Annotated in this window: 18 protein-coding genes; all 18 read right to left on the reverse strand. The window is 64.2% G+C overall.

Annotated elements, in window-relative coordinates; genetic code table 11:
* On the reverse strand, positions 1–1,738 hold a 1,738-nt coding region (locus C1I89_RS32465), incomplete at its 3' end, for a host specificity factor TipJ family phage tail protein (RefSeq protein ID WP_102776289.1).
* Complete coding sequence (locus C1I89_RS32470; RefSeq protein WP_102776290.1) at positions 1,735–2,151, reverse strand: NlpC/P60 family protein; 417 nt, start codon at positions 2,149–2,151, stop codon at positions 1,735–1,737. The genes C1I89_RS32465 and C1I89_RS32470, both read right to left, overlap by 4 nt.
* Complete coding sequence (locus C1I89_RS32475) at positions 2,148–2,690, reverse strand: DUF1833 family protein (protein ID WP_102776291.1); 543 nt, start codon at positions 2,688–2,690, stop codon at positions 2,148–2,150. Before C1I89_RS32475 ends, C1I89_RS32470 begins: the two co-directional genes overlap by 4 nt.
* 13 nt (positions 2,691–2,703) lie before the next feature.
* The gene (locus tag C1I89_RS32480; RefSeq protein WP_102776292.1) at positions 2,704–4,350 is read right to left on the reverse strand and encodes an RCC1 domain-containing protein; all 1,647 of its coding nucleotides are present in this window, start codon (positions 4,348–4,350) and stop codon (positions 2,704–2,706) included.
* 39 nt (positions 4,351–4,389) lie between these two features.
* The gene (locus C1I89_RS32485; RefSeq protein WP_102776293.1) at positions 4,390–6,066 is read right to left on the reverse strand and encodes an RCC1 domain-containing protein; all 1,677 of its coding nucleotides are present in this window, start codon (positions 6,064–6,066) and stop codon (positions 4,390–4,392) included.
* Positions 6,063–6,725 (reverse strand): hypothetical protein, encoded by a 663-nt coding sequence (locus C1I89_RS32490; RefSeq protein ID WP_102776294.1) that lies wholly within the window; start codon positions 6,723–6,725, stop codon positions 6,063–6,065. Before C1I89_RS32490 ends, C1I89_RS32485 begins: the two co-directional genes overlap by 4 nt.
* 44 nt (positions 6,726–6,769) lie before the next feature.
* Positions 6,770–7,249 (reverse strand): hypothetical protein, encoded by a 480-nt coding sequence (locus C1I89_RS32495; RefSeq protein ID WP_102776295.1) that lies wholly within the window; start codon positions 7,247–7,249, stop codon positions 6,770–6,772.
* A 10-nt stretch (positions 7,250–7,259) separates the two neighbouring features.
* On the reverse strand, positions 7,260–9,887 hold the full coding sequence (locus C1I89_RS32500; RefSeq protein WP_102776296.1) for a phage tail tape measure C-terminal domain-containing protein: 2,628 nt from the start codon (positions 9,885–9,887) through the stop codon (positions 7,260–7,262).
* 36 nt (positions 9,888–9,923) lie between these two features.
* Complete coding sequence (locus C1I89_RS32505) at positions 9,924–10,139, reverse strand: hypothetical protein (RefSeq protein WP_011886378.1); 216 nt, start codon at positions 10,137–10,139, stop codon at positions 9,924–9,926.
* An 83-nt stretch (positions 10,140–10,222) separates the two neighbouring features.
* The gene (locus tag C1I89_RS32510; RefSeq protein WP_102776297.1) at positions 10,223–10,573 is read right to left on the reverse strand and encodes a hypothetical protein; all 351 of its coding nucleotides are present in this window, start codon (positions 10,571–10,573) and stop codon (positions 10,223–10,225) included.
* A gap of 20 nt (positions 10,574–10,593) precedes the next feature.
* Positions 10,594–11,532 carry a phage tail tube protein gene (locus C1I89_RS32515; protein WP_102776298.1) on the reverse strand — a complete coding sequence of 313 codons (939 nt, stop codon included), beginning with the start codon at positions 11,530–11,532 and terminating at the stop codon, positions 10,594–10,596.
* Between the two features lie 25 nt (positions 11,533–11,557).
* Positions 11,558–11,989, reverse strand: a complete 432-nt coding sequence (locus C1I89_RS32520) for an acyl-CoA transferase (protein WP_102776299.1) — start codon at positions 11,987–11,989, stop codon at positions 11,558–11,560.
* Positions 11,986–12,648, reverse strand: a complete 663-nt coding sequence (locus C1I89_RS32525) for a DUF6441 family protein (RefSeq protein WP_102776300.1) — start codon at positions 12,646–12,648, stop codon at positions 11,986–11,988. Before C1I89_RS32525 ends, C1I89_RS32520 begins: the two co-directional genes overlap by 4 nt.
* Positions 12,645–12,953 carry a head-tail joining protein gene (locus C1I89_RS32530; RefSeq protein WP_146196972.1) on the reverse strand — a complete coding sequence of 103 codons (309 nt, stop codon included), beginning with the start codon at positions 12,951–12,953 and terminating at the stop codon, positions 12,645–12,647. Before C1I89_RS32530 ends, C1I89_RS32525 begins: the two co-directional genes overlap by 4 nt.
* Before the next feature lie 4 nt (positions 12,954–12,957).
* Positions 12,958–13,971, reverse strand: a complete 1,014-nt coding sequence (locus C1I89_RS32535; protein WP_102776302.1) for a major capsid protein — start codon at positions 13,969–13,971, stop codon at positions 12,958–12,960.
* An 86-nt stretch (positions 13,972–14,057) separates the two neighbouring features.
* A complete protein-coding gene (locus C1I89_RS32540) occupies positions 14,058–14,435 on the reverse strand; it encodes a head decoration protein (RefSeq protein ID WP_102776303.1) in 378 nt (125 codons plus the stop codon).
* 27 nt (positions 14,436–14,462) lie between these two features.
* Positions 14,463–15,707: a S49 family peptidase gene (locus C1I89_RS32545; RefSeq protein WP_102776304.1), complete on the reverse strand. Its 1,245-nt coding sequence runs from the start codon at positions 15,705–15,707 to the stop codon at positions 14,463–14,465.
* Positions 15,704–16,492: phage portal protein (locus tag C1I89_RS32550; RefSeq protein ID WP_102776305.1), on the reverse strand; the 789-nt coding region annotated here is incomplete at its 5' end. The genes C1I89_RS32550 and C1I89_RS32545, both read right to left, overlap by 4 nt.

Here is a 16,492-nt window from a genome sequence, read left to right on the forward strand (position 1 = left end):
TGGAGCCCGGCAGGCTCACCGTCACTTCATCGGGCTTCCAGGTGCGACTGCTGAAGAACTCCACCGTCACCGCGTCCGCCGTCTCTTCGCCTGGCATCACGTACTGGATCTTGAGGCTGTTCTTGACGATGTTGCGTGGACTGAAGAGCGCCACCGGCAAGCTTCTGGCCTCATCGCGCACCAGGCGCACGATGCCGCCTTGCAGGAAAGGCACCGCCCGGCCGCAGCGGGCGACCCGGGTCAGCGCCTCCCAGACCGTGACTTGCTGGTCAAACACACCATCGAACTGGTCACCCCGACCGGCCCAGACCTGATCGAGTTGGGCCAAGGCGGCGAGATCGATCCGGGCATCCAGTAACTTGGCGCCGTAGCTGGCACGCAGGATGTCGGCAAAGGCCCAGGCGATGGATCGCGTGGCCAGGGTTGAGGACCAACCAGATTCTGCAGACCAGACAGGGAGTTTCCGGGTGACGATGCAGTTGATGAGTCGACTGGAGCGCTGCGACAGGTTGTCGGTGGCGCGCATGCGGATGGCGAGTAATGTGACGTTGTCTGGGAAGGTCTCGCCGCCGGCGAGATAGCCCCGGGCCTCACCCCAGCGCACTTCGTGCCCGGCGCGTGAGTTGGTGTCTTTGCCATCGAGCCGCGTGGCACGCACTTCGTATCGCCCTGCAGCAACGGGATAACGGTAGGTGCGCCGCTGTGGCGTGGTGGTGGCTGCCGTCAGGCTCTCATTGCCCAGCGTGAACCAGTCGTTCAGTGGATCGCCCTCGGCATCGATGGCCCGGGCTTCGACCTTCCAGCTGGCACTGCGGCTGTCCAGGCCCCCGGCGTCATTGGCGTAATACAAACCACGCGGCAGCAGGATGTCGATACCGATATGGGTGACTTCACTGTCGGCCGGATTGATCGCAAAGCCCCCGGTCCAGGTGCCAGCCAACAATTCCTGCCCGGCGACCTCTGGCGCGGTCACCACATCCGGGTTGAAGAGCGTGACCGGACTGCCGGGTGGCACGATCTGGTAGGTCACTTCCTGGAACGAGGACATTGGCGTGTCCTCGATGCGAATCTGCTCGATGTCGTATTCGCCCAAGCCGATGCAGTGCAGTTGATGCAGGAACTGTTCATTGCCCTGGTATTCGCCATAGGGTGTGGCAGCCAAGTCCGGATAGACCAGATGGCGGCCGTAGACGACTGGGATGGGCTGGGCCAACCGCGCATAGTTGCCCTGGCCTTGCAGGCTGTAGGTGGGCGATGGTTGCGCCAGGCTCCCGCCCGAGCCGGCAAAGGACGGCATGTTGGGCGTGGGCAGCGGCACCAGAGCGCTGACCAGAGCAGAGCCCGCCGTCATGATGATGGCCGAACCAACGGCTGTGGCCAGGTTGCCGCTGAATCCCAGGCTCGCGCCCAAGGGACCACCATAGACCGTGGCGACCACCATCACCGCGATCATCAGGACCGTGCGCAGCGGGTTCTTGCCACCGCCCCCACCACCTCCCCCGCCCTGCGGCAGGGTGATGAAGAGCACCACACCATCGATGGGCGTGACTGCCCAATCGGCACGCAGCACCGGCGTGCCGTTCTTGATGCAGACGGTGGGCTGGTCGAATTCGGCAATACCCTGGTTGCCCAGCCACTGGCGGATGGTCTGGCCGGGGTGGGCCACCATCACTTCGCGCTGGGTGGGCTGGAAGGGGTTGCGTAAAAGTACGACAGCACTTTGCTCGGCGTGAATCACGTGCTCTCCACGAATCGGTAATAGCCCTCCACCCGCCAGCCATGCAGCAGGAGTTCGGGCAATTTCTGGAACACAACGCCCGCGTCCTTGACTGCGTGCAGCACGCCACCGCCATCGACCGCCAGCCACACGCCCACATGCACCGGATGGCGCGATTGGCGCAGCAGCACAGCATCGCCCTCGGCAGGTTGCGACACGACGGCCCAGCGCTGCCGCTCGGGATGGTCGCGAAATGTGGTCAAAACCGTGCGCAGGTCGTTGGCATCGACCGGGATTTCAGGCAAGTCTCGACCAAAATGGTCACGCTGGATGGCCAGAAACAAACCCCAGCAGTCAAACGCCTGCGGCCCACGCGCACCGGCATGCCAGGGCCGACCGATGTACTCGGCCGCCCAATGGGGTGTCGGGCTCATCGGGTCAAGCCCGGGAAGGTCTTGGCGGTGTAGCTGATGCCAGGAAAGGCCTTGTTGCCGACGTCCAGCATGCGCGCCCGACCGGTTACTCGAAAGATGTCGGCCTCCACTTCCGTGAGTACCAGGTGGATGGGCGGGTCCATCTGCGGCCCTTCCAGGTCGGTCGAGAGGTAGGGCCGGTAGGTCACTTCGATCACCGACTGCGACTCGGCCGCTGCATCCAGGTGGCGCACAATCTCGCGCGAGACGTTGTCCAGGGTGACGGTGATTTCTGGCACCGGCATGGTGTCCACGGGCGGCAAGTCCAGCTCAAAGCCCATGGCTACGAATTGCACGCGCTCGCCGGCTTGCAGCGGGGCCTGCGATTCCAGCCTGGCCCAGAGATCGCCCGTGTCGCGCACCACGCGGATGGCGACCGGCTGACCAGCCTCATCGACAAAGGCAGGGTGGCGCAACTCCAGGGTATGCAGGATGATCTGCTGCGACGGGGCGCTCGCGTAGGCTTCTTTGATGGCTTCAGATAAAGCAGCGTTGGGCATCAGAGATCACCGATCACAGGATGACGGGGTAAGGCACGTAGCTGGTTTCGCTGTCGTCCTCGGGTAACTGCGCTTCTCCGGCATAGCCGCTGGCCAGCACCTGACCATCGTCGAGCAGAAACACCAGGCCTTGCTCGGAGCTGGATCCATAGGACGAGAGATCAACCACGCGGCGCTGCGCAATGCGCACCAGTTCCACACTGCTGCGGTTGGTGGCGTCGCCCAGTCCCAGTGCTCCGTTGCCGTTGTAGCCCCAGACGTAGACCGTGCCGTTTTCCAGTAAGGCCGCACCGTAGTTGTAGGACCCGGTGCCGCCATGCACAGCTTTGACCACGGTATTGCCCACCGGCACTTGCACAAAGTTGCCGCTGTTGCTGCCGTTGGCGTTGCCCCAATAGGCGCCCGCGCCACAGGCCCACAAAGTCTTGTCGGTTTTCTTGAGGTAGGTGAGCGGTTGATCGTGGCTGCCCGCATAGACATCGACCACGTTGGTCGCCACCTGCACCGGGGTGAACTGGTTGGCGAGATTGCCATTGCCCAGCTGCCCAAAGTCGTTGGTGCCCCAGGCGTGCAGGGCACCGGTGCTGTCCAAGGCAAAGGCGTGCACGTAAGCCCCGAACACCTTGACCATGGTTTTGCCGGCTAGGCTGCCGCCCGCACGCGGCATGGCAACGTTGGCCTGATTGGTGGTGCCGTCGCCCAGCTGGCCGTTGGCGTTGTAACCCCACGAGTACAGGGTGCCGTCGTTCTTGACGGCGTAGTAAGCCGTATAGCGCTCACGCCCCGCAGCGATCTGGGTGATGCCTGAGAGCACCGGCAACTGCACAAAGTTGTTGCGCTGGGTCACATCACCCAAGCCCAGCTGGCCATGGGCGTTGTAGCCGCAGGCGTGCACGGTGCCATCGCTGCACAGCACCAGGGTGCTGTTGAACCCCTCGACGCCACAGTTTTGTGCGACCTGCACCACGGTTTTGCCAGCGATCGAGTTGCTGGCATTGGCGCTCATGTTGTATGGCACCGGCTGGTTGGCCGTGTTGCCGGTACCGAGCTGGCCATAGCCATTGAACCCCCAACCCCAAAGCTGACCGTTCTTGTCGATGCAGTAGCCATTGGTGTCGTGGCTGTAATAGAGCTTGTCTGCCCCTGGGAAACCCGGTGGGAACGCCGTGCGTGCCGGGTAGGAGCGCGCGAAGGTGGTGCCGTCCCCCAGCTTGAAGTTGGCGTTGCGCCCCCAGGCCCGGATGCTGCCATCGGTCATGATCAGACCGAACTGGCGGTAACTGTTGGGTTGCGTGTTGGTGGCGTTTTCTGGCAGTTTCAGCGCCTTGGTGCCTGAGCGCACATCAGGCGTTGCCCAGACCGGCACACCCTGCGCGCCGATGGTGAGCACCTGACCGGATTGGCCCACGGGTAAGGCGACCAGCTGGTTGCCATCGAAGTAGATTACTTCCCCCGGCAGGTTCGAGACCCCTTGCGTGCCTTGCGCAAACAGATCCCAAGCTGGGGAATTGGCGTGCGGCGCCACGCCCGTGGTGGCGTCCGCGAGACACACAAAGCTGTCGCCGTGGTGGCCGACCACGTCCTGGCGGGCGTAGGTGGCGCTGGCGTCATACGCGCCGCGCCAGGTAAAGGCAATCTTGCCCAGAGAAACGGTTCCCATGAACAGTCCTTGAAGAGTGGAGATTGAAATCGGTGGGATTCAGAACAGGATGGGCGACGGCGCGTAGCGGTGGTCGTGGTCGTCATCGCCCGTTTGCGCATAGCTGCCGTTGCCAGTGCTCATCACCTGACCATCGACCGTGAGGAAGTGGTAGGCGCCGTTGTGGTACTCGCCACCCTCGCCGCAGCCCATCGTCCCGGAGCGAGAGAAGTCGACGATGGGCCGGTCGATGAGCACGAAGCGCGAGGGGGCGTTGGACGTGTCGGCATACCCATGGCCGCACTGCCCCGTTGCCCCCATGCCCCAGCCCACCGCCTTGCCGTCGGATCGGAGTGCCATGGCCGACGACCCGTAGCTGCTGCCGTACACCCGCAGCTTGGTGACTTGGGTCAAGAAGTCGCCACCGATGGTGGCCCAGGTGGTGCGGTCACTGCCGCCGCCAATGCTGTAGCCGTTGTACCCGGTGTGGCGCACCGTACCGTCTTGCATGAGCGCCAGCGTCCTGCCATAACCGCCGGAGATGGCGTAGGCATCGGTCACGCCGTCGAGCACCTTGTATGGAAACAGTGCGTGTCCGGTCCAGATATCGCCGGTGAAACCCGTGCCCCAGCTGCCGCCGACCTGACCGCTGTCATGCCCCCAGCGGTAGAGCGATCCGTCTTCGAGCACCACGCCGTAGGCGCGGTAGTACTGGGCGCCCGCGACCCAATGCCCGTCGGACTCGGAGCAGAAGACTTTTTTGACGCGCTTGTCGTTGCCCCAGGGCATGAGGAGGCGGTGGACGGATTGGTCGCTGCCAAAGCCACAGGCGTTCGCCTCGCCGGCCACCCACAACTTACCCTGGGTGTCCACCAGGTAGCTCGCAGCATGAAAGCCGCCCGACAGAAAGACCTCGCGGATCGGGGTGTCGAGCGTGAAGGGCACGAGCGTGGGCGTGGAGACGGTGGTGCTGTGCCCGAGTCCCAGGCTGCCATAGCGGTTGTTGCCCCAGACATAGACGCGTCCGGCGTCATCCAGGCAAGCGAACATGCGATAGCCGTACCAGTCGTGCCCGGTGAAGACCCGCTTGACCACGGCAGCGGCCGGCAACTGGCCCACCCCATTGACGCGTCGAGGCACCGGATTGGCGGTGGCCGTGGGCGAGCCCCCGTCGCTGTTGGCCCCGGCGTGCCACAAGCCGCCACTGGCATCGATGAAGAAAGTCTCGTCCCACATGCAGGTGATGGACGCGATGCGAGGCGTACCCGGTGGAAATGCCACCCGCGCGGGGAAGGTACGGCTGATGTCACCGGTGTTGCCGGTGCCCTGCTGGCCGGTGAGCGCCCGGCCCCAGGCACGCACCGAGCCGTCGTTCATGAGCGCGGCCATGAAGAAATTGGAACTGTGGTAGTCGGCCGCCGCGCGGTCGGTGTTCATCAGCGCCGTGGCCACCGTGCCGTTACGATCGGCCATGAAGCGGAATTCCACACCATCCACCCCATTGGCGCCATTCGCGTGCAGCACCATGCTGCCGATGCCACCCACCGACACCCCACCGGTGAGCAAGTGGCCTTTGAGCGTTGCATCCTGCTGGCCCAGCGCAAAGGGTTGCGGCTGGCCGTGGCGCATCACCCAGGCGCCACCTTCCTTGAAGACCACATCCCCATCCCGATAGCCCAGGTAGGGCGAGTAGAGGCCGCGCCAGCGGTAGCCCAGCGCCGAGAGGTCGAGCGTCATGCCGCCGCCTCCAGCGCCGTACCCAAATTCATGACCAGAGCGTTGTGCTCAACGGCAAAGTGCACGCCTTCGGCCACGGTCCAGACATCGAACGCCTCAGCCTCGAAGATCTGACCGCGTCCTTCGGTCAGTAGCAGTTCACTGCCATCGCCCGACAAGGCAAAGCCATAGAAGCGGGGCGAGGCCACGGTGGGCACGAGCTCGTAACCCGTGGCGTCGGCCTTGACCCGCAACAGCATGCCCTGTGCACCGGCGAGCACATCCGGCAGGCCCACTGCGAGCAGCCGGGCGATGACCTGCTGCAGCACGGCTTCAGCATCCACCAGGATCTGGTTGCCGCTGGACTGGACCTGATCGAGCACGGCGGTGGTTTCCGCCACGCCTTGGTCGGCCGAGGCTTGGGCACGGTCGGCTTCGGTGGCGGCGAGTTCGGCCGAGGTGAGCGCGTCTTGCGCGGCGGCCTGGCTCTGGGCCAGCAGGCCGTCGGCGGCCAGGTTGATGCGGGCATCGGCGTCCGCCAGCAGCTTGGCCACCGTGGCGACCGCGCCACCCTCGGTGGTCACGGTCTGCGCGGCGGTGCCGTGCACGATGGTGTGCAACAAGGCACTGTCGGCCGTGACCTGCGCGACCGCTTGATGCAGATCGGTTTGCAGACTCATAGAAGTTGTTCCGTGTATGCGATGAATGGATGAATCAGGAATTGCTAGGCCGGCCACCGAACCGGCAAGGTGCCGTGCACCAGTTGGTGCAGCTCGCGGCCCATGGCAAAGAGGTCGTCGGCGGAGAGCTCCAGCATCAGGTTGAGCGCGCCTTCATCGAGCGTGGGGCGCTCGCGGATTTCCAGCTCGCCCTTGACGTCCCAGCGCCGGGCCGAGCGCAGCTGGGCTTCGAACTGACGGGTGAAACGGGCTTCGTGGGGCAAGAGCCCGAGGCCGCCAAGCAAGGTGATTTCGAACCACTGCCCGCCCTCGTCGGCGTGGTACTTGTACCAAGCCTCGAACAGGGCAAACTCAAACTCGCTGAACAGCCAGCGCACGGTGATGCGCGTGGGCGTTTGCCGAAAGCGGCGACGCTGGCGCGCCGGGCCCGACTCCATGTCGGTGCGCAGCACCGCCTCTTGCGGCGTGAGGCCATAGCCCTCGACCGAGGGCAGCGGCAGCGTTGTGGGCCAGGTGATGTTCATCCACACCTCCTCATCGCATGGCTCCTGCAGCCGGGTTCAGCCCGTAGCGGCGCTCCAGGGTCGGCGCCAAGCCGGAACCCTGCGAGATCGACCGGGCCATGCGCGCTTCCATTTGCTCGACGATGACATCGAGCCGCGTGCTGCCATCGGGCTGCTGTTGCTGCTCGACGCGGGTCTCCACCCCACTGGCACGGTTAATCACGTTCACTTCCACATGGACTTGAGGTTTGGTGGCGACGGCGCCACCCAAGGCACGCAATTGCCCCGGCGTGAACACCGCCTCCCCCTGTCGGGCGATGATCGGTACTTCGCCCGACACCAGGCCGCCGGTGTGGAAGCGGCGCGCACCGGCAAACAGGGTGGCACTGACCTGACGCAATGGCAGGCCATCGCTACCGAGCAGGCCCCCGCTGTGCGCGATATTGGCGTTCACGCCCATCAGGTCACCGGAGCCCAAAGGCAGCGCGGCACTGGCCGCCGGCGCAAACAGGCTCATCGCAAAGTTCGCCAACGGCAAGGTGATGGCGCGCTGGATCTGGATGCGGATCAGGTCGCTGATGATGGAGTTGGCCAGGCTGTTGAAGTCCAGCTTGCCGGTCATCACGAACTGGGTGAGCGCGTCCTCCATGGATTTGAAAGCGCCCGTCACGGCGCGTTCGGCCTGCTTGGCGGCGTTGGTGGCATCTTCGATATAGGTGCGCAAGGCCGCCTTGGCCCCGAACTCGGTGCTGCGCTGGTACTCGGCGTTGGCCCGAATGAGGTTCTCCACGATAGGCAGCTGACGCGCCAGAGCGTCGTTGATGGCCTCGATGGTCTGGGCACGCAGATCGGCGTCCTGGATCTGGCTGGCTTCGTTGCGCGCGGCGGTAGCGGATTTTTCGAGTTCGTTGCGGGCTTGCAGGACGGCACGTTCGCTCGCCGACAGTTCCAGCATCTCGCGCTGCAGCTGCAAGGCCTCGATGCGCTGACGGTTGCCGCCGATCAGCCCTTCGGTGATCTTGCGGGCGGCCGCTTCTTCTTTTTCGTAGGCGTCGAAGGCCTGGTTGGCGGCTTTCTGCCGCTCGATGGCTTCGAGCACCTGGATGTACTGCTCGGCTTGCGCCGACACTCCTTGGTAGCCCTTGGCCTCGATCTGCAAGGCGCGCGCACGCAGCTCCGCCGCTTCGCCTTCCTGGGTGCGCAGGAGCCGGGTGCGCAACTGGTTGAGGAAGGCTTCGCCCTCATCGGGCTTGGCGGAAGCGTTCGGCCTGGCAAAGGCGCTGAAGTCCAGATTAGCCGGTGGCCGGGGCGCTCGGGGAACGGTCGGCAGGAAGCGGTCGTAGATGGCCTGGACTTCCCGGGCCTGCGCTTCGGTGTCGAGCACAAACCGCTGGCCCATGACGCGCACCGTGCGGCGCTGCTCGTCAAAGAACTTGGCAACCCGGTCGGTATAGCCCGGGTTCTGGTTGATGTTGAAGAGCCGGTCATTGGCGGCACGCACATAGTCGTCACGTGCCGTTTGCAGTTTGGCGATTTCGGCATCGATGGCCTGTGCATCGAACCCATAGTTCTTGTAGAAGGTCAGCAGTTCGGTCCTGAACCAGGTCTCGATGTCCTTGCCCACCACCGATAGGCTGTCAAAGGGCTGGGCGATCACGCGCTTCAAGAGCACCGCTGACTCGGCGATGAAGGCCAGGCCCGAGGCGACAGACTTCAGAAACGCCAGCGTGGCCTCCCGGTTGGACGTGATGCGCTGCAGCTCATTGCTGAAGCTGCCGGTCTCGGTCTGCGCCAGGATCACCTGCTCGGTGAAGTCGGCCAGCACCGGAATGACGGCCGCGCCGATCTGGCGCTGCACGCCCTCGAAGATGGCCGAGAGACGCGTGAGGTTGTCGTTGAAGACTTCCGACGCACGCGCCACGTCTTCGGACATCACCAGGCCCAGGCGCTGCGCTTCCTCCATCAGCGCGGTGATGCCCTCTCGCCCCTGGTTGAGGAAGGGGATCAGGTTCAACCCTTCGCGGCCAAAGAGCTTGATGGCCAAGGCCGCCTTGTCTGCGCCGTCGGGCATGTCGGCGAATTTTTCGGCCAGATCCAGCAAGACCTGCTCGGTTGGCCGGATCTGTCCATGGGCGTCGGTGGCTGCCACACCCAGCGCCTGCAAGGCCTTGCTGCCTTCGGCGCCCTCGAAGCGGCTGTCAAACAACGCGATAGACAGGCGCTGCAGCCCCTTGGTCAACCCTTCGGTGCTGACGTCCGAGAGCTTGGCGGCGTAGTCGAGCGCCGTGAGCGCTTCAACCGAGACACCGGTCTTTTGCGAGAGCTTGAAGAACTCATCTCCGACCCGAGCCACCGGTAGGACCAAGGCGGTGATGCCCACGCCCAAGGCGGCGATGCTGGCGCCCGCCATCAAACCGGCGGGGCCGAGTTTGCCCAGGACCGAGCCAAGCACGCCAAGCCGATCGGTGGCGGCCTGCAATTGGAACTTGGCATCGTTGGCGGCAGACGACAGCAGTTTCAGGCCACCAGACGCTGGTGTGGCCGCCGCCTCGATTTTTTTGAGCGAGCGCTCCCCCCTCTCACCAATCTCGGACAGTTCGGCTTTGACCTTGCCGCCGTCGACCACGGACAAGCGGATGGAGAGGTTGCGTTCGGCCATGGGAAGAAGAAATCCGATATCGGGTGAATCGTGGGTCTATGTGTCTTGTTGCAATGTGCTCATCAGGCCCGCCTCGACTGCTGGAAAGAGATCGATTGCCGTCGCGCGATCGAGCCCCGTGCACTCGCAAGCCAGCATCCAGGCATTGAGGTCGAGCCCCACCACGCGGCCCTGCGCCATGCGCAATTGGCTGGCACAGATGTCAATCGCACTGGCGGCTTGCCAGCCTTCCAGGCTCTCGGGCGCGTTCATGGTGTAGGGGCACTCGGGACATGATTCAGGGCAGGCGCTGCAATAGCTCGGCCCGCCACCGAAGTGCCACGCGGTGCGGGCCTTCAGGCGTTTTTTTCGGAGTCCAGCGCATAGAGGCCGGCGAGGTATTCGCGCTCGAAGGCATCGGCCAGGAGCCAGTGCTCCATCAGCGCTGCCACACCCTCGGGGGTGACGGCAGCGGGTTTGCCCTTGTCGTCGGCCACACCTTCCCAGGCCAAGACAGCCAGCTTGGCGAGTTCCGTGATGAGCGTCGCGGTGCGCTCTCCGGCCGCAGCGGTATCGGTGCCGGCGACTTTGGAGGCGGCATGGCGTGCGGCCATGACGAGGGCGGTGGTGGCGGGACGCACCTGCAGGCGCACGCCGGCGGCCAGCGTGATCCAGTGCGGTTCACGCGGGAGATTGAGTTTGATCATGAGAAACCTCGGTCAGGTGATCAGTAGGAAGAGACGTCGTTCACCAGCTCGACGGTGAACATGCGCGCCACGCTGGTGGCCTTGGCGGCTTGCCATTCGAAGGTGGCCTGGATGCCGCCGGGGCCCGAGATGGAGAGCTTGGGCTTGGGTAGATAGACCTCATGGGCGATGAAGGTCAGCCGGTGATCGGCATCGATCGCGTAGCCAAAGGTCAATTCGAGCGGGGTGTTGTTCGTGGCGGCATCGATCAGCGTGGTGTCGGCAAAGCGCACTTCCAGATTGCCGGTGAGACTGGCCACCGTCGGATCCGCACCGTCGATCTTGCCGTCGGAGCGGATGGTCTCGATACGTTCCAGGTTGTTGGCATAGGTCAGCTGCGCCGAGACCACATTGCCCAGGGCCTGTCCCTCGCGCAGGATTTGGCCTTGAAACTGGTTGAAGCGCTGCAATTCGCGAGTGGCCGGGGTGTCATCCAGCGTGGCGGTGCGCCGCACCTCGCCCTGAGCCACCAGACCCACCGTGGCATTCGCAGCTCCCGAGCGGGCAAAACCCACCTGCAGGCTGTTGACCATGACGCCGGAAGCCACGAACCAGGCCGGGATGTCCGGCAGACCCGTTTCCAGGGTGAGGCTGGGCAGGCTCGGTTTGCCTGAAGCAAAGGTGTGGGTCACCACGCCCGTGCCCACCGAGGTGGGCTCGCCCAGCAAGGCCTTGAGCCACAGGCCGATGTGGCGCACGTCCAGCGGCACGACCATGTCGCCCTCGACCTTGATCACGTCGCGGATCGGCGCACTCGGGTCGCGCCCGAGGCCGATCAGGTCATTGGCAATCAGCCCCTGTTCGGAGCCGAGTGAGGTGGAGACAAAGGGCAGCTGCCAGTAGCCATCTACCGGGGTGCTGCCATAGGTGGATTCGAACGCGGCCAAGAGGCTGGCGTTCGCGCCGTAGGCACGGGCCATAGGTTTTTCTCCTTGGGAAGTGGGTTCAGTTCAATGGCCCGGCACTGCTGTAGTGCAGGACCACGGGCAGCAGGCAGGCCTTGATGCCGCTCGTGCCTTCAGGGGCCAGTTCATCGAACTTCGGCTGACCGATCTCGGCGTACTCGACGACAGCGGCCAGCGTCCGGTCGGCTTCGATCAGGGTGGCGAGCTCGGTGAGCAGACCGTCCATGCGCGCGTCGCGCGTGCTGGCATCCGGGTCTGCGACAAACAGTTCGATGGCCACCTGGTGCTGCCAGTGGTAAGTCAGTGGCGAGAGCGATACCTCTGGCTCGCCCATCTCGCCATCGCGCAGGATCGCCATGGCGTGGTCCGCGATGCGCTCGGGCAAGGCGGCATTACGCTTAACCGTGGTGCCGAGGGACAACTCACCAAGCACAGCGAACAGTGCGCCGATGGCGTTTTCTCGTTGGCTCATGACGGTGCCCCTTTGCGGTTGGCTTCATCGAAACGGTTGGCGATGCGGTTGGCCAGCGTGCTGATCCAACGACGCGCACTGCGGTCGATGTCGAATTTCTTCTTCAGGGTCACCTGGGGCACCAGCAGGAACATCGGGACCGTGACCAGCCCTCGGCCAGTGGTCTGGGCCTGTAGTGAGGCGGCGGAGAAACCACCGCGTTGGCCCTGGCGGGCGCGCTGGTTTTCTGCGACGAGAAGGGAGGGTCTGCCCCGGCGGTAGATGAAACGCAGGCGCTGGCCGCGCAGCTTTTCCCAAAGACCGGGGGTCATGCGTTTGCCGCGTGGGCCTTTGCCGGCAGCCGGCAGCGGGATCGCCAGCCAGAACCCATCCTTGGAACGGATGGTGGCCCCCTGATCATGGGCGCCGACGATGACGGGCGCCCGGCTGTAGACCAGGCCTGCGGCCTTGGTGCTCAGTTTGCCTTTGGGGTAAACCTCACCGCGCCAGGTGTTGGCGAGGCGCTGCCCCAGGCCCGCGCCAGTGATCTGGCTCCGCAGCTCGGTCTTCAGCCCATCGGTCGCCTCACGGATGGAATTCGTGACTGCCTGCTCGGCAATGCGCACCTCATCGGCCAGCATCTGGTCCAAGTCGCCAGACAGGGCAGCTTGCAATCTCATACCGGAGCTCCGGTCAGCGTCCAGATCAGCCGGTCGCGATCAACCATCGGCTCGCCCACCACCTGATAGGTCTGGCCGGCAACGGTGAAACGATCGCCCTCGCGTGGATCAGCCACGTCGCGGGCCATCACATCAAAGCGGTGGGTGGCCACCACCAGCCGGGTGTCGCCGAAGGACTCGACCACATCGGCCTGTTTGGCGATGAATCGCGTGGCGATCACGCGACCATCGGCCAGCCGGTAGGTGCCGGGCACCCCCAACCGGCCAAACAGGCGCGAGACCGCGCGCTCAAACGCAACTGGCATCGGATCAGGCGGTTAGCTTGATCAGCACGCCCGGGCGGTGGCACATGGGCAGCGGATTGCTCTGGGTGTGCAGATCGGTGCCACGGTCGAACTGGCGAGGAGCCTGCTTGGCGTACAGCGACTGGCCCAGCGTGTTGACCGTCTCGTTGAAGTCGGCCGGGGCGAAGTAGGTGCCGAAGGTATCGACCGTGCCGAGCGGAAAGGCATGGGCTTCGCCCGCAGTAATGAAGCGGCGGGTACCCAGATCCCCATTGGCCTGCAGGTAGGCGGCTTGGCCCCGGTATTCCTCGAAGGTGACCCCGGCGTAGGTGAAGCCCGAACGCACGTCGTTGATCAGAACCGCACCCTGCTGCCAGTTGGTGTAGGCGGTCTTGACCTCCTTGTGGGTGGTCAGTGCCCGGAAGAATTCTGGTGAGCAAAGCACATGCACACCGGTCATGAATTCACCCTGCAGGGCGTCTTCAATCTTGGTCAGCAGGTCGTAGCAGTGGCCCTTGACCTCGCTGTTGGCATTGGCCAGATCGAAGTTGACCGATTGCGGCGTGATCTGGAATTCGGTGAACAGGTTGCTGATGACGCTGCCATCGGCATCCAGGATTTCACCCTTCAATGCACCCATACGCAGATGCTCGAGCGTGATGGCGTGCTTGTTGCGCATGGTCTCCAGGTGACGAGCGAGCACGCCGGAGATGGCCTCCATCTCGGTCTCGGAGCCGAAGGTACGAATGCCCTGGACTTCTTCGGGCAGGACCACATCGTCGTGCGGGATGTGCGGAATGACGAAGGAGCGCAGCTTGCGTTTGCCGCGCTCACCCACGGTGCCGGGCGAGCCAGGCGGCTTGGTGGGCAACAGATTGAGCTTGCCGGCATACTCCTCGACGATGATCTGGCGGGTGCGCACCGGCTTGGCCGGAAACAGGTTCAAGGCTTCCAGGCGGCCGTAGCGGTTGGGGATGAGGTTGATGGCAGCAGTCAGGCTGGCCATCGAGAAACCGGGGTTCAGAAACGGGTTGTTCATTCGGGGCTCCAGAAATGACGAAACCCGCGCAAGCCAGACGGCCAGGCGGGTTCGGGGATGGGGGGACGGGCTGTAAGTGGCGAAGGTCAGGCGGATTCACGCACCAGCACGCCGCGCTCGGCCAGCTGCTGTTCGTAAGCCGTGCGCTGGGCACCAGTGAGTGAGATCGGCCAGACCAGCGCAGTCTTGGCCACGATGGCGTGGCGGGCGATCAGGATGGCGTCGCTGCGGTCGGCATTGGTGGCATCGATCGCGTTGGCGAGCACGCCGACTGCCGACTCGGTGCCGTCGGTGGCGGCCGAGTCGATGGCGTAGTGCTTGCCATCGCTGGCGTTGCGGCCGAGCACGGTGCCCAAAGGCAGGTTCTGGCCAGCGGCGATGGTGGCGACGTCGCGCGAATAGCGGTTGGGGGCTTCGTACTTCAACAGGTCGCCGAGGTTGTGGGGTTCGGTGATGGGGGTCATGGGTCAGTTCTTTCTGGGTCGGGTGCGTCAGGCCTGGGCCGTCAGCTTTTTGACGGCGGCCACGATGGGCGAGGCTTCCGGCCGATCGAGGTTTTGCGTACCGGCATCCACGGTGATGGTCGAACGGATGTCATCGGCCTCGGAACGTGCGGCACGGGCATCAATGAGCACACGCCGAACATCGGCCTCGGTCTTGCCAGCCGCGATGAATTCAGCCGCACGCTCGGGACAGCCAGCGAGCATGCAAACCTCGGCAATGGCCTGGGCAGCCTGGGTCACTTCGCGACGGGCTTCAGCAATCAGGGCCGCAGCCTCATCAACGCCGATCGTTTCAGAGCGATTTTTGTCGGGGGTGTCTTGCATTTCAGACATAGATAACTCCTTATGGGGAAATGCCGCCTCAGCACGGATGACGCCCCGCACCTGAGACGGCGAATGGTTACGGGCGTTGAGATACGAGTGAAATTCGCTGAGGGTGGCCTCCAACGTCTGGAGGCCATCGGCAAGTCCTTGGGCCACAGCATTGCTGCCGAAGAAGAGTCCAGCCTCAGTGGCGCGCACGGCATCAACGTCCAGGCCGCGCATGGCGGACACGTGATCGGTGAAGATGGAATACAGCCGGTCCACTTCGCCTTGCAGCTCTGTCTTGGCAGCATCGGACAACGGCTCGTGCGGTGAGTAGTCGTTCTTGTGAGCACCTGCCGTGATGGCGGTGAACCGATAGCCATCCTTGGCGTCTTTCACCGACTGGTCGACATGCAGGGCGATGACGCCGATCGAGCCGACACCTCCCGTCTCGGTCACGAACAGTCGCTGGGCGCTGGCGGCAATCGCATAGGCCGCTGAATAAGCGGCATCGTTGGCCACCGCCCAGACGGGTTTCATGGCTGCCACCTCGCGCACACGGCGGGCCAACTCGAAACTGCCCGAGGCTTCGCCACCCGGAGAATCGATATCAAGCAGGATGCCGCTGACTTGGGGATCGGCCAAGGCAGAGTCCAGCATCGTGGCGATCTCGCCGTAGGAGGTCAGGCCAGAGGCGGCTTCCATGCCGAGCGAGCGCTTGACCAGGGAGCCGTGGATGGGGATCACCGCGATGCCGTCGGGCGCTGCGGCTGCGGGAGGCCGTTGGTAGACAGCCATGTCGATGGCTGGCATGGCAGGGACATCGGCCATACCGATGCGCTGCCCGACCACGGAGAGGATCACGTCCAGCTTGGGTCGGTGAATCAGCAGGGGCGTCCCAAACAGGCGGGAGGCAAGGTAAGTCATAGTTGGGGTTCCTGGTTGTTGGGGGGCGCATCCATCGGATCAAAGGTCTGCGCCTGGTTGGCATCTGTTGGCATGGCGGTCGGCACCTGGTCATGCCGGGCATCGGAGTCGAAGACCAAACCCAGTGCATCGGCCCGGGCGTTGTCCGCCGCGATTTCGCGGTCCACGTCTTCGGCGTCGTAGCCGTTGCCAGAGATGGCTTCCGACCGGCTCATGAGGCCCGCGCGGATAGCGAGCTTCATGGCGTTGAATTCCTTTTGCGGATCCACCCAGCTCCAGCCCTGCGGAATCCACTTGGCGGCTTGGTAGGTGCGTCGATCGTTGCGGTAGCCGGGAAGATCCAGTACACCTTCCAACACCGCCTGATCCATCCAGGCACGCCAGATCGGCCGACACACCTGATGCACGATCACGCCGTGCTGCAGGGCTTCACAGCGGCGGCGAAACTCCAGCAGGCCCGCCCGGATGGAGGAGTAGTTCACTTGCGTTAGATCGCCGGTGAGCATCTCGTAGGTGATGCCCATGGCAGCGGCCACAGCACGGAATTGCTGGCGCATGAATTCGGCGTACGACGATCCCACATCAGCAGGGGCTGAGAACTTGATGTCTTCGCCTGGCTCCAGGATCTGCAGCGTGCCGGGCTCCATGCCCGCCATGGCCACGCCGTTGGGGTCCGCCGCCGACTCACCCATCAGGTTGTCTTCGGGGGCCATGCGGGTGATGAAGCCAGCGAACATGGCGGCGGTTTTCTTGCGCACCAGTTCGGCATCGTCGTACTGGTCCAG

It is taken from the genome of Achromobacter pulmonis (genome assembly GCF_002885955.2).
GTDB classification, from domain to species: domain Bacteria; phylum Pseudomonadota; class Gammaproteobacteria; order Burkholderiales; family Burkholderiaceae_B; genus Achromobacter; species Achromobacter pulmonis_A.

Bases quoted from the DNA above. Each gene is read 5' to 3' on its own strand.
- C1I89_RS32470 (WP_102776290.1), bottom strand. From the start codon at position 2,151: ATGAGCCCGACACCCCATTGGGCGGCCGAGTACATCGGTCGGCCCTGG.
- C1I89_RS32475 (WP_102776291.1), bottom strand. From the start codon at position 2,690: ATGCCCAACGCTGCTTTATCTGAAGCCATCAAAGAAGCCTACGCGAGC.
- C1I89_RS32480 (WP_102776292.1), bottom strand. From the start codon at position 4,350: ATGGGAACCGTTTCTCTGGGCAAGATTGCCTTTACCTGGCGCGGCGCG.
- C1I89_RS32485 (WP_102776293.1), bottom strand. From the start codon at position 6,066: ATGACGCTCGACCTCTCGGCGCTGGGCTACCGCTGGCGCGGCCTCTAC.
- C1I89_RS32490 (WP_102776294.1), bottom strand. From the start codon at position 6,725: ATGAGTCTGCAAACCGATCTGCATCAAGCGGTCGCGCAGGTCACGGCC.
- C1I89_RS32495 (WP_102776295.1), bottom strand. From the start codon at position 7,249: ATGAACATCACCTGGCCCACAACGCTGCCGCTGCCCTCGGTCGAGGGC.
- C1I89_RS32500 (WP_102776296.1), bottom strand. From the start codon at position 9,887: ATGGCCGAACGCAACCTCTCCATCCGCTTGTCCGTGGTCGACGGCGGC.
- C1I89_RS32505 (WP_011886378.1), bottom strand. From the start codon at position 10,139: ATGAACGCGCCCGAGAGCCTGGAAGGCTGGCAAGCCGCCAGTGCGATT.
- C1I89_RS32510 (WP_102776297.1), bottom strand. From the start codon at position 10,573: ATGATCAAACTCAATCTCCCGCGTGAACCGCACTGGATCACGCTGGCC.
- C1I89_RS32515 (WP_102776298.1), bottom strand. From the start codon at position 11,532: ATGGCCCGTGCCTACGGCGCGAACGCCAGCCTCTTGGCCGCGTTCGAA.
- C1I89_RS32520 (WP_102776299.1), bottom strand. From the start codon at position 11,989: ATGAGCCAACGAGAAAACGCCATCGGCGCACTGTTCGCTGTGCTTGGT.
- C1I89_RS32525 (WP_102776300.1), bottom strand. From the start codon at position 12,648: ATGAGATTGCAAGCTGCCCTGTCTGGCGACTTGGACCAGATGCTGGCC.
- C1I89_RS32530 (WP_146196972.1), bottom strand. From the start codon at position 12,953: ATGCCAGTTGCGTTTGAGCGCGCGGTCTCGCGCCTGTTTGGCCGGTTG.
- C1I89_RS32535 (WP_102776302.1), bottom strand. From the start codon at position 13,971: ATGAACAACCCGTTTCTGAACCCCGGTTTCTCGATGGCCAGCCTGACT.
- C1I89_RS32540 (WP_102776303.1), bottom strand. From the start codon at position 14,435: ATGACCCCCATCACCGAACCCCACAACCTCGGCGACCTGTTGAAGTAC.
- C1I89_RS32545 (WP_102776304.1), bottom strand. From the start codon at position 15,707: ATGACTTACCTTGCCTCCCGCCTGTTTGGGACGCCCCTGCTGATTCAC.